We start from the raw sequence: 13303 nt of genomic DNA on the forward strand, positions 1-13303 counted from the left end.
CCGTCAAAGACTGCCTCCTTATTATGTATTTATGCCACGTGCAATATGTGTTAAAGGCATTCATGCATGCTCACATGGGTATTGTTTTTATGCCTCGTTATCGAGATAATATAGCGTAATACCCTGCTGAGGAAGTACAAACGTCCCTCATTGTAACAAAGTTATGGAGGCTTCAATGGTGAATAACGCGAATTCGGAGTGGGCGGAGTCTCACTTTCCTTTCTATACCGCTGACAGCATTCAATCGCTGTACAGCACTTCGAACATACCGCAGTATAAGCTGAATGAGAATTTAACTGCACTGATTGCGATTGCAGGCGGCAAAGGTGTCTTAAGGGCAAAGGATAATCAAACATACGAACTCATGGAAGGAAGCGTCATCCTTCTACCCGCATTTTTCGAGGCTTCATTAATTGCGAATGCTTCTTTTCCGCTTCATGCTTTTAAGCTTTTAATCAATACCCAAGATCAAGCAAGGTTCCTACAGGAAGGCGCTTTGTTGCGAAAAAGTGAAGTAACCGCAAGCGCGAATATTCAATTTTTTCCCTATGAACCTGGGATTGTTGCCAATATGGAGGAGCTATATATCCACCGGTTACCCATCAGTGAAACCCGCCATGTGCAAAATCAAATTAAATTTCACCAAATTCTTCTTCAGTTGCTGGAGCATCAGGCAGCCAAGCATGCTGCGAGTGAACAGCCGACTATGGAACGAAGCATTGCCTATTTGGAGAACCATTATATCGAGAAAATAACGCGAGAGCATTTGGCGGCTATTGCAGGCGTAAGCGTGTCCCACTATTCGACCTTGTTTAAGCAGCATACGGGTTTTTCTCCGAACGAATATTTATCGCGATTGCGTGTTCACCGGGCCAAAGAGCTGCTAATGAACGGCTCAAGCACGCTTAGGGAAATTGCACTCAAAGTTGGGTATAAGGATGAGTTTTATCTCAGCCGCCGTTTCAAGCAGCAGACGGGAGCATCGCCTTCGGGGTTCGTCCAGGGAACTTTCCAACGTGTGGCTGTATGGCTTACCCCATATGCGAGTCATCTGCTGCTGCTTGAATTGGAGCCTGCCGTTACTATCTCGGATAGCAGCGAATTTGTGAATACGACAGAGCTCCAGCCGCAAACGATGATATTTATCGATACAAACAGCACATCGGAACAGGTGAAGACTGACTTGCTCAATGCCAATATCGAGTTGATTATTGCGGCAAAAGAGCATTTGCATCACTTTGGACTAAATCCCGAATATTTGCGTGTAGTAGCCCCAATTGCAGAAATTTCGTGGATGGAAATGGGATGGAAAGAACATCTGCGTCTCATCGCGCGATCCATTCAAAGGAGCGACCGGGCAGAGACGTGGTTAGCTGACTTTGAAAAGGAAGAGCAGGCTGCCCGTTCTCTTATCCAGCAAACGGCAGTCGCGAAAGAAATTCTAACCATTCTCGTGATTAAACCGGGAAAATTGCTCATTTACGGAGGGAGAAATGTCGGCTATGTCATGTATCAATCACTCGGGCTGCAGCCTCCGGTAAGGATTGAGCATGAGATGAGAAGGCATGGAGATCAATTTCACTCCATTCCCATAGAATTGTCTGAGCTGGATGAGTATGTTGGGTCCAGGATATTAGTGATTGTGTTTCCAGATGACAATGGTTCCATCGCCCACTCGGAATTGGTTTTCAATTCCCCGTACTGGAACAAGCTTCCTGCCGTTGAGCGGAATCATGTCCATCATCTTGATCGAGATGAATGGATCCCATACAATCCGGTTTCTATTCGTTTACAGCTTCAGCGGGCAATCGCTTTATTTACGGGCAATCAATAGTCCAAGTCGATTTCCGAACAAAAAGGCATGGTTTGACTCTCCAGGGATCATTATAATTAGGGATGCAACTGAGAATGATTTTCATGATCAGTGAAAAATGAGCAAAACTTTTTATATAAGTTTCTAAAGGGAGAGAGTCATCTAATGAAAAAGCTTTTCGCATTGTCCGTCGTTATCTTAATTCTTTTACTTAGTGCTTGCGGTAGTAAGCCGACGTCAACCGTCTCGAGTTCTGGTACATTTACCTACCAATCTGAGGATGGCCCTGTTCAGGTACCTACGAATCCGCAGCGGGTCGTGGTGTTAACCCGGTTTCTGACAGGTAATGTTATGCTGCTCGGCGTGCCTTTGGTCGGTGTAGACGAAATGTCCAAAACCAATCCGAATTTTCAAGACAAACTGAAAAACGTTGAAGTGGTTACCGACGAAAGCATTGAAAAAATCATTGAACTTAACCCGGATCTCATCATCGGACTGTCGGACATTAAAAATATCGATAAGTTCAAAAGCATTGCGCCTACGGTTACCTATACGTATGGGAAAGTGGATTATTTAACGCAGCAGCTGGAAATCGGCAAATTGTTGAATAAAGAAAAGGAAGCACAAGCTTGGGTGGACGATTTCAAAGCACGTACGAAGAAAGCGGGAGAAGAAATTAAAGCGAAGATCGGCGCCAATGCGACAATTTCGGTCATCGAAACTTTTAATAAGCAGCTCTATGTCTATGGCGATAACTTTGGCCGTGGCACGGAAATTCTCTATCAGGCATTCGGGCTTCCAATGCCAGCTAAAGTCAAGGAAATGACTCAGAAGGAAGGGTTCTTTGCTTTATCCACGGAGGTTATGAAGGATTACATGGGGGACTACGTCATTTTTAGCAAAAATGCAGATGAAGATAACTCGTTCCAGAACACAGAAACGTACAAGAATATTCCCGCAGTTAAAAATGGGCATGTATTCGAAGCAGACGCGAAGGCGTTCTACTTTAATGACCCTCTAAGCATGGAATATCAACTTACTTTTTTTATTAAGAACTTTCTAGGCAAGTAATAGAGCTGTTCAAGTCTGTTCATTCATGAAGGCTGCCCTTAAGTCAAGGCTTTCTCTGGGACATTGGATGACTTTGGGGAAGCCTTTTTTGATTATGCGATAGAGTATGCTAAGCTTTAGACATTAAAATTCCAGAGGAGGGTGGTCTTTGAACGAGAAGGATTGCATCATGCTGCAGTATCTTGCAGAGGAACAGAGTCTGACAAAAGCGGCGGAACGCCTATACATCACGCAGCCCGCGCTATCTTACAGGATTCAGCAGTTAGAAAAAGACTTCGGGGTGCCTATCATCGTTAAATCCTCTAAGGGGACCAGACTTACCCCGGAAGGAAAATATCTGGTTGCCTATGCGAAGAAAACACTGATCGAATTGAATAAAATGAAGGATCACATTATGAGTTTGCGTAATGAGGTCAAAGGGACACTAAGACTGGGCGTTGCCAGTTACTATGGTCTATACAAACTTCCGCCGATCCTCAAAAGGTTCAAAGAGTTTTGCCCAGACGTGCAGTTCAATGTTACCTCCGCATTAAGCCCGGAGATTCTTGAATTGCTCCAAGAGGAAGAGATCCATGTGGGTATAATTAGAGGAGACTACCCGTGGTTTGATGCCCGATGTCTTTTACACGACGAGCATATTTATTTGATTTCCAAAGATGATATTGATTTAGATAACCTCCCGGACTTGCCTCATATCTACTATAAAGAACCAAGAATTAAAACCATGAGCTCCATGCAGTCTCCCTTCAGCGAAACGATTCAAGCCTGGTGGCATGAGCGGTATAACACGCCGCCTACGATTACAATGTGGGTAGACGCCTATGAAACTTGCAAAGAGATGGTGAAGCAGGGGCTTGGCTATTCGATTGTTCCTGGGGTTTTTGTTTCGCCGCAAGATGGATTGAAAACCACAGAGCTGATCCGAAAGAACGGGGAACCAATCAAACGAAACACATGGATGATTTATCGGGAATCAACATTAGAGCTTGCGTTTGTGGATAGATTCGTGCAATTTATGAAGTCCCAATATGTTTAAGAAAATGTACAGTGCCATTTGGCAGTGTATTTTTTTTTGCGTGGCTATAAAAATTTTTTAGGGGTTGGCCAAAAAACAATCAATTGTACTTATAGATTTGAAGTCGATAAAATAATATTCATTATGTTACATAATTATTCATTTCATCATTGGCTTTATCCATGCAAATAGTAAATCATCACGAGGTTTTGACAGGGGGGCTTATACAATGATCCAAGAAAATTTAGATGCCAGTAAGAGCAAACAACAGATTGAGCAAGCTGTAGATTCGTTTGACGAGCAACTGAGACGTATTTCTAAGCAAATTCATGCGAATCCGGAACTCAGCTTCCATGAACATAAAGCGAAGATGTGGTTGGTTGAACCCTTACTTGAAGCGGGATTTGAAGTAGAGCAAGGGATTGCGGGTTTAGAGACCTCGTTTCGCGCTACTTGGGAAGGTCAGCCCGGAGGACCAACGATTGCGCTGCTGGCCGAGTACGATGCGCTACCTGTGATTGGCCATGCTTGCGGCCATAACTTGATTGGGACTGCATCCGTTGGCGCCGCGCTGGCGTTGAAGGAAGCACATCCTGATCTGCCAGGCAAAATCGTTGTCTTAGGTACGCCTGCCGAAGAAGAAGGCGGCGGTAAAATCATCATGTGCAACGAAGGAATCTTCGATGACATCGATGCTGTGATGATGGTCCATCCGCAAAATAAAACGATGGTTCTGCGCGGTGCACTTGCTTGTGTCGACGCAACGTTTACCTTTCATGGGAAGCAGGCGCACGCTTCTTCCTCTCCAGAGAAAGGAATCTCTGCGTTGGATGCCTTAATTAATGCATTCGTAGCTATCAACGCCATCCGTCAGTTTGTGAAAGAGGATGTGAGGATTCACGGCATTATTACCAAGGGCGGAGATGCGCCGAATGTCGTACCGGAGCTGTGCGAGGCTGTATTTATTTTGCGAGCGTCGACGGTGGAAGAACTGGAAATTGTCAGAGAAAAAGTATATCGGGCCGTTCGCAGCTCGGCAGAAGGTGTTGGAGCTACCGTTGATATCGCGGAAGGGTTAATTTATGCGGAGCGGAACAACAATAAGGCTTTGGCTCAATTGTTTCAAAAAAATCTGGAACAGATGGGCATCGAGGTATCCGCACCGCCGCAAAAGGGAGGTGTCGGCTCCTCTGACATCGGGAATGTCAGCCAGATGACGGCGACGATCCACCCATATATCCGATTAGGGGATGCTACGACGCATACGCCGGAATTTGCTCAGATGGCGGGTTCGGAAGAGGGCATGATTGAATTGAATCGAGCGGCCAAAGCGTTAGCCCTTACTGCGTATGATTTATGTACCGACAAGGCGGCGATGCAGAACGTTCGCAGTGAGTTTACAGCGTGGAAGCAGAAGAGAGAGGGGGGAACGGGCATTGAATAGTATAACAAAAGATAGTCCTCGCAAATGGTTTAAAATGCCTCATACCTTTGTTATCTTATTTATCCTTGTTTTCGTTGCAGCGGCATTAACGTATACAATCCCTGCAGGAAAATTCGAGCGTGTCAAAGATAAAGTGACTGGAAAATCCTTACTCGTGACAGGATCGTATCATCAGGTAGATGCGAGTCCGGTTAATTTAGTTGAAATTCCGAAAGCGATCGTCCATGGGCTAGTTTCTTCGGCGGATGTAGTTTTCTTTATTTTCATTATTGGCGGGGCTTTCCAAATCATTTCGTCGACAGGTACGATTGAGGCGGTAACCTCCAGGGTGGCAAAAACATTTGCCAATAAGGGCAGGTGGGTGATCCCCATCTTCATTACCCTGTTCTCGGTCGGCGGTTTTACAATGGGGATGTCCACTGAAGTCATGGTCTTCGTCCCCATCGGGATCGCGATTGCCCGTGCGCTCGGTTTTGATGCTTTGACGGGTACAGCGATGATATCCTTGGGGGCATCCTGCGGCTTTACGGCGGGGATATTGAACCCGTTCAATGTCGGTCTGGCTCAAGCTATTGCGCAAGTGCCGATGTTCTCAGGGGCTTGGCTGCGCGTTATTTTATTGATTTGCCTCATCACCGTGACAAGTCTTTATTTGGTTCGATATGCAGGTAAAGTAAGAAAAGATCCGAAGCAAGGGCTTGTTTATGATTTAGAGCAATCTGTTACAAGCGAGAAAGTCGACTTCTCCAAGCTGCCGACCGTTCAGCTTAAGCACTACCTTACAATTGCTGCGGTGATCATTGGTTTCGGTCTAGTTATTTGGGGTGTTTCGAAAAAAGGCTGGTGGATGGAGGAACTCGGTGCGTTATTCTTGACCATGGGGATCGTGTCCGGCTTCAGCGCAGGTTATGGTCCAAGCCGTATCGCCAGCGAATTCGTCAAAGGTGCAAGCAGCATTACTTATGGCGCGTTCATCATTGGTATTGCAAGAGGCATCATGGTCGTGCTAGAGCAAGGAAATGTCATCGACAGCATCGTGAATGGCCTGTCCATTCTTGTAGGCGACTTGCCAAGTTCAATTCAAGTGCTAGGTATGTACGCTTTTCAAAATATTATGAACGTATTCATCACCTCTGGTACAGGTATGGCGGTTACAACGATGCCGATCATGACACCATTGTCCGATTTGCTTGGCGTTACAAGACAAACCTCCGTATTGGCCTTTCAACTGGGTGATGGCATTACGAACATGATTCTTCCTACCTCGTCCGCTTTGATGGGCAGTCTGGCTGTATCGGGGATTGCTTATCAGAAGTGGGTAAAGTTTTTCTGGCCGTTGATGTGCATGTGGCTGATTATCGGTGCCATTTTTATCATCGTGGCGAATGTAATTAAGTATGCGTAAGTGACGTTGATGCAAAGTATGCTCTTCCTATTTAAATGGGGAGGAGCATGCTTTTTTTCTATGCCCGGTTGCTATCCTTATGTCTTATTTTTCCTGCGTTGGCTTATTTTCAATCGACCATTCAGCTTGTATAATGAGAATTATTATCAATGAACGAGCGAGGTATAGGTATGAATATTCAAGAACATATCAAATTATGGAATCATGCGGCTATTAAAATTATGGATATTCGACATACGAAGATGAAGGTCGGCGAAGAGTTGCGTTCCTATCAATTGCCAGCAAGCGGTTTTCTGCAATCTGTTTGTGGAACCGCGATGATCTCTTTGGATGGAACAACCTATGAGTTGAAGCCGCTGCATGTCTTGCATGGAGGCAAAGGGATGCGCATGCATATTGAACGGACGCAGGAAAATTTCGAATACTATCTGGTCCTCTATAAAGCTGTTATCTCATTGCCGTACAGACAAGATATTCAGGAGTTGATGGAACGCAACAATCCCTTTCATACCCAGTATGGGCTTGAGCCATACTCTCCTGTCTCGCTGCTGCTGAAAATCCAGAAGATGCATCAGGAATGGAAACTGACAAACACACTGGAACAATTTCATGTGAAGACATTATTTTATCAATTTGTACATGATTTGTTGTGGCAGCAGTATACGCAAAGACTTCCGCTCAAGAAACCCGAAATTGTCTCCCAGGCTGTTTATTATATGAACGAGCATTACTCCGATACGATTACCTTAGAGTCGTTAGCCGAATTGCTAAATTGCAGCCCTCGGCATCTATCGCGGTTGTTTCAAGATCGTTTCGGACAAAGTCCCCTTGATTACTTAATCCGAATCCGTATGGATATCGCCAAACAATTAATTTGCACGACAGATGCCACGATTGAGGAAATTGCCTTTGGTCTCGGTTACCAGGATCGTTATTATTTCAGTCGGTTGTTTAAAAAATATGTCGGCATGTCTCCCAATCACTTCAAGGATCAAAACGCAAATGCGGGATCTCGTCCGAAACGTGTATTAACCATGTCCGAATCGTCCATTGTCGCACGAAGGGGTCAGAGCTATATTAATAGTGATCATGATAATCATTATCAATATAAGCGAAGAGGAGTATTACTTATGACCAGTATGTGGAAGAACCCTTCCGTGGCAGTTAGTCTTTTACTTATGTTTACGTTGTTGCTTAGCGCATGCTCCAGCGTGCCTAGTACGACTGGAACGAATGCAAGCACGCAGAAACCTTTGAACACCGCGTCTGTAGACGCTGCAGCAAGCAATAACAAGGGAGTAGCCAATGATGCCAGCAGAACGATCGTCGATGATCGCGGAGAGAGCATTGTTTTAAATAAGCCGGCCAAAACGATTTTAACATTTCCAAAACCGCTTGCTGAAACAGCCATTGCCATTGCAGGAGATGTAAAAAGTGTCGTCGGGATCCACCCTGCATCCAAAAGTATGATTTCACAGCGCGTGCTGAACAAATATTATCCGACAATCAAAGATATTAACTCGTCCTTCACAACGGACGGCGGTTTTGTGCCGAACATTGAAGAAGTGCTGAACATCAAGCCTGATGTCGTATTCCAATGGAATCTAGGAAAGCCCGAGTATTACGAATCCATGGTGAAAGCTGGCGTAAAAGTGATTACCATCGGCTGGGGTCCGTGGGATAAAGAAGTGGCGACAATGAAAATGCTAGGCGCAGCGCTCGGGAAAGAAGACCGCGTCGAGCAATTATTAGCCAATCAGGAAGCGGCCAAAACCGATGTACAACAACTGGTGAAGGACATTCCAGCCGATAAGAAAGCCCGCTCACTGCTCATTAGCGCTATTGACGGCAATAAGATCTCGGTGTGGGGCGATAGCAACTTTTATCATGAAATTCCTGGTGTGAAAAATGTGGCTTATCAAGAAGGTGTTTCCAAAAATACGATGCAGGTCAATGTTGAGCAAATTTTGGCATGGAATCCTGACTTTATCGTCATTCACGAAACCGCAGTCGGCGTGAATCCAAGCCAAATTTATGACAATCCTCAATTGAAGGAATTGGCGGCAGTCAAGAATAAGAGAGTGTACAAGCTGCCTGAATTTGCTCTAATGTCGCATATGGCTTCCTTAACCTGGTACTGGTACGGGGCGATGGCTTACCCTGAACAATTTGCAAAATTGAACATTAGAGACATTGTTAAGGAAGGTTATAAGTTCTCTTATAACATCTCGCTGACAGATGATGAAGTTAACCAAGTGCTTAAGATGGACGCAAATAAAGACAGTAAAAATTATGTGGAAAAGTTTTCGAAAAAATAGCATGTCATCTTGAAAAAATCACGTGTTGCGGGGGATTAGGATGCAGTATAGATCGCTAGCAGGAACAGATATACAAATCTCTAGAATTGGCTTTGGCGCGCAGCGCTTCGAGAATCCGCAGAACAGGGATGAATGCGTTGAAACGGTTTTACATGCCTACAATAATGGAATTAATTTCTATGACACGGCGATGCAGTATTGTGCCGATCAATCCGAATTTATTTTAGGAGATGCCATCACTGAAATGAAGAAAGGGCCGATCCCTTTTCATATTTCGTCGAAATGCTACTATGGTGACTCAGGAAAGTTCAGAGAAATACTGGAGCGGAGTCTTCAAAGAATGAATCTGGAGCAGATTGATTTCTTCACCAATTTATGGGGGGTCAAGAGCTACGAGGATTGGCTGGAATGCGTGAGATTCGGAGCCGTTGATCAGATCGTGAAAGCCAGAGAAGAAGGCTTGATCAAGCATGTTTCCATCACAACTCACATGCCTAGCGATGACTTGCGGAAAGTGCTCAGCGAGTACAAATTTGACATCAATATTGTTGGCTACAATGTCCTGAATGCGCCATGGCGAACTGAGGGGATGAAATCCTCCCAAGAGCTGGGAGTCGGCAATATTGCCATGAATCCGCTTGGAACAGGGATCATCCCGCAGTATGAGGATGTATTCAAAGCCATCTGCATCAGAGAGAATCAAAACATTGTGGATGGTGCAATTCACTATATGCTCTCAAGCCCTTATGTGGATAGTGTACTTGTTGGTTTGCGTAACAAAAGCGATGTTCAAGATGCATTGAATTCCTTTGAAAGTTTCAAACCCTATACAGAAGAAGAATCTAAGCTAGTGCACACCAGGTTGAAAGAAAGCATAGCTAAGCTGGATTATGATACCCGGCATAAAATTGCCATGGATATTTGTCAGAAGATGTATATCAATAGAGAAGAGGTTGCAGCCTTGATGGATGTGTATGTCTTGTCCATTTGGCGAAATTAGGATGCGATACAAGAGTGCTTATTTTTTTATTGCCACATCGCTGCTGTTTCTCGTAGCTATCGTAGCAGCTTTGTGCATGGGCAGATATGCCATGTCTCCCGGCGAGTTATTTCAATCCATCTTCTCTCCGAGCAGCTTGAATAGCGGCAGCTCGGGCGCGACGGTTGTTTGGAACATTCGTTTTCCGCGAGTGATTGTGGCAGCTATCATTGGCGCAGGCCTGGCCGTTTCCGGAGCCAGCCTGCAGGCGATGTTTTCCAATCCGTTGGTAAGTGAACACATTTTGGGTGTTTCTTCTGGAGCTGGTTTTGGTGCGGCCTTAGGTATTTTCTTATTTCATCAAACCTTCCTGATTCAGGGGCTGGCTGTCGTATTCGGCTTGTTCTCCATGGCCATTGCCTATACGATCAGCAAGAAAAACGGGCAGGTCAATATATTGAAGCTGGTGCTGGCAGGGACGGTCACGAGTTCCGTTTTTGCCGCTTTGACCTCCATGCTGCAATATATAGCTGATCCCGAGAAGCATTTGCCAAGCATTTTGTTCTGGCTCATGGGGAGTTTAGCGGGTGCAAGCATGAAGGATGTTATCACAACCGTGCCTGTAATCGTGATAGGCATCTTGGTGATTTGGAAACTGCGCTGGCAGTTAAATATCATCTCCCTTCGAGAAGAAGAAGCGGTATCGCTTGGGATTAATCTTAAAAGAATCCGAATCATTGTCATCCTGGCGACAACAGTTATAACGGCGCTTGCTGTAGCTACGGCAGGGCTTATCAGTTTTGTCGGCCTCATTGTCCCCCACTTGGCTCGCATGATGGTGGGAGCGAATAATAAAATATTGATCCCAGCGAGCATTCTATTCGGGGCCTTGTTTATGGTCGTAGTAGATACGATAGCTCGTACGTTAACTTCAGCTGAAATCCCTCTATCCGTGCTTACGGCACTGATCGGCGCTCCGATCTTTGGGTATTTGCTTTACAAGACGGGGGGCGCTTGGAATGATTGAGGTCGTCGAAACGTCATTTTTTTATGAGCCAACGAAAGTTCTGTTCGAGGGTCTGAGTCTTAAAGTCCCAGAAGGAGAAACATTAGCTGTACTCGGCGTGAATGGTGCTGGTAAGACTACTTTCATCAAATGTTTGATGGGTTTCGAAAAGTTCAAACGTGGACATATCAGCATTGATGGGACCGAGGCGCATACCTTATCTTCTTCCGCTTTCTGGAGAAAAGTCAGCTATGTGCCTCAGGCTAAGCACACTAGCTTTGGATACAGCGTAACGGAAATGGTCGTCATGGGACTTTCGCCTTACATAGCAATGGGGCGTGCCCCTAAGAAGGAAGATTACAGTAAAGCCATTGATTTACTACATCGTATGGGACTAGGTAGTATTGCAGAGAGACCCTGTAATCAGATTAGCGGAGGGCAGCTGCAGATGGTGCTGATTGCCAGGGCGCTGATCAAGAATCCGAAAGTCTTGATCATGGATGAGCCTGAATCCAATCTGGATATGAAAAATCAGCTGATGGTTCTGGAAATGATACAGTGGTTGAACAAACAAAAGTTGTCCATTATCATCAATACCCACTTCCCAGCGCATGCGTTAAGAGTTGCAGAACAGACGCTAATTATCGGGACAGGTGAGCATATTCTCGGTCCCACGAAGCAAATCGTAACGGAGTCCAACCTGGAGAAGTATTTCGGTGTGCACACGGAACTTGTTCGGGGCAGGAGTGGGAACGGAGTTGATGGTATTTTGCCGATTGATTTGGTTGATCGGATGAGTCATGGAGTGGAATAAGGTAAAAATAATACATCGATTAAAGTTCCTAATATGTATTTAGGAGCTTTTTTATATTGGTAAATGTAGGGTACCAAAGCCCCAAAGTATAATTCATTCTTTTATGGAGAACCTATCTCATTATTGAAATTATTTTCCTTTATTTGGGGAGGATGCTATGGAATATGTGATACTGTGGGCCGTCACAATACTATGCTTTGCTTCAATGTTCGTCTGGATGCTTAGGAAACCTATAAAAGACTGGCTTATTATTTTTTTCTTGAAGTCAGTTATTACAACAATTACCGACTGTTTTATCATTGCAGCTGATTTATTGGATTATCCGATTCGCTTTTTCCCTAACGTTTTCGATACAAACATTGTATTTGATTTTCTGGTTTTTCCTACACTCTGCGTCTTTTATAATATAACTTCACAGCACTCGAATTTAAAAAGCATCTTTGTACAGGCACTTTTGTATAGTATTCCGGTGACATTGCTGGAATTTTGGGCCGAAAAAAATACGGAATTGATTACGTACAATCACTGGAACGCATTTGTAAGCCTAGTTACTTTAATAGTAACTTTTTTGATTGTTCGTGGAGCGATAGCTTTAGTTCGTAAAGCTGATTCTTATGTTTGATTGATGTTGTAAATAGTATGCCGGCAATAAAAATCCAGCCAAAAGCTGGATTTTTTGTTGTATAATTATTTTGTTTAAATGGAAAAAACAGGAGTGTTTTGTGATGGAAGAATGATTGTGTTGGAGGAGGGGGGGCAAGTGAACAAGCAAATCCATTTATTTGAAAATGAATTTAAGAATCATAGGATTAGGATATGGCTTAATAATCCACCACCAATTTCAATGGACATTATTGATTCATTTGAACATCAGATTAGACCGAAAATACCAATATTACTTAAATCAAATATCTCTATTGTTGTTGAAATGAATAAAAATCAGAATGCTAGCAACTACGCCTTGCTAGGGGCAATGTTTATTCCTTCAGACAATGAAGTTTTACAAGTTAAAGGACTTATTAGTCAAGACACAGGAAGAGTTTTATTAGATAACATGGCTAAACCAAACGATATGATTCAAATAGGAATACCTTTTGAGTATGCTCAAGCCATTTCGAATATAACACTTAGTTTTAAATATTATGCTAACTTGCTACCAACCGGGCACTTATTGTTTAATCTTGGTGCGCACGCTGCTGTGGGTTCAAGTAAAGCAATTTTTGCCAATGTGACTAGGCTAATCTATAGGTTGCTTATAGCTGATGTAAATAATCTAAATCTCGAAGAGAAGAAAATAATTATTCATAACCATTTGTACGAATGAAAGCGTGAATTGATTGAAAAAGAGGATCAATATGATGCATGACGACTTCATCTTCAATATGGATTATGATATGTGGATTAAGCCAAAGAACAGATAATAGAGCAAATTTCATAT

11 protein-coding genes are annotated in these 13303 nt (G+C 43.9%); all 11 read left to right on the forward strand.

Annotated features, from left to right (window positions below; all coding sequences use genetic code 11):
- Window positions 1-175 precede the first annotated feature (175 nt).
- Window positions 176-1834 carry a helix-turn-helix domain-containing protein gene (locus ACKTT9_RS15365; protein ID WP_407872231.1) on the forward strand — a complete coding sequence of 553 codons (1659 nt, stop codon included), beginning with the start codon at window positions 176-178 and terminating at the stop codon, window positions 1832-1834.
- A gap of 144 nt (window positions 1835-1978) precedes the next feature.
- Window positions 1979-2884 (forward strand): iron-hydroxamate ABC transporter substrate-binding protein, encoded by a 906-nt coding sequence (locus tag ACKTT9_RS15370; protein WP_407872232.1) that lies wholly within the window; start codon window positions 1979-1981, stop codon window positions 2882-2884.
- Between the two features lie 148 nt (window positions 2885-3032).
- Complete coding sequence (locus ACKTT9_RS15375; protein WP_407872233.1) at window positions 3033-3920, forward strand: LysR family transcriptional regulator; 888 nt, start codon at window positions 3033-3035, stop codon at window positions 3918-3920.
- Window positions 3921-4128: 208 nt separating this feature from the next.
- Complete coding sequence (locus ACKTT9_RS15380) at window positions 4129-5343, forward strand: M20 family metallopeptidase (RefSeq protein ID WP_407872234.1); 1215 nt, start codon at window positions 4129-4131, stop codon at window positions 5341-5343.
- The gene (locus ACKTT9_RS15385) at window positions 5336-6748 is read left to right on the forward strand and encodes a YfcC family protein (RefSeq protein ID WP_407872235.1); all 1413 of its coding nucleotides are present in this window, start codon (window positions 5336-5338) and stop codon (window positions 6746-6748) included. Before ACKTT9_RS15380 ends, ACKTT9_RS15385 begins: the two co-directional genes overlap by 8 nt.
- 170 nt (window positions 6749-6918) lie before the next feature.
- Window positions 6919-9066 carry an AraC family transcriptional regulator gene (locus ACKTT9_RS15390; protein WP_407872236.1) on the forward strand — a complete coding sequence of 716 codons (2148 nt, stop codon included), beginning with the start codon at window positions 6919-6921 and terminating at the stop codon, window positions 9064-9066.
- Window positions 9067-9106: 40 nt separating this feature from the next.
- Window positions 9107-10066 carry an aldo/keto reductase gene (locus ACKTT9_RS15395; protein WP_407872237.1) on the forward strand — a complete coding sequence of 320 codons (960 nt, stop codon included), beginning with the start codon at window positions 9107-9109 and terminating at the stop codon, window positions 10064-10066.
- A 1-nt stretch (window position 10067) separates the two neighbouring features.
- The gene (locus ACKTT9_RS15400) at window positions 10068-11072 is read left to right on the forward strand and encodes a FecCD family ABC transporter permease (RefSeq protein WP_407872238.1); all 1005 of its coding nucleotides are present in this window, start codon (window positions 10068-10070) and stop codon (window positions 11070-11072) included.
- Complete coding sequence (locus tag ACKTT9_RS15405) at window positions 11065-11865, forward strand: ABC transporter ATP-binding protein (protein ID WP_407872239.1); 801 nt, start codon at window positions 11065-11067, stop codon at window positions 11863-11865. Before ACKTT9_RS15400 ends, ACKTT9_RS15405 begins: the two co-directional genes overlap by 8 nt.
- Window positions 11866-12022: 157 nt before the next feature.
- On the forward strand, window positions 12023-12487 hold the full coding sequence (locus ACKTT9_RS15410; RefSeq protein WP_407872240.1) for a CBO0543 family protein: 465 nt from the start codon (window positions 12023-12025) through the stop codon (window positions 12485-12487).
- Window positions 12488-12625: 138 nt separating this feature from the next.
- A complete protein-coding gene (locus tag ACKTT9_RS15415; protein WP_407872241.1) occupies window positions 12626-13189 on the forward strand; it encodes a hypothetical protein in 564 nt (187 codons plus the stop codon).
- Window positions 13190-13303: the final 114 nt, after the last annotated feature.

This window comes from Paenibacillus sp. P36 (assembly GCF_045866505.1).
Classification (GTDB): Bacteria; Bacillota; Bacilli; order Paenibacillales; family NBRC-103111; genus Paenibacillus_E; species Paenibacillus_E chondroitinus.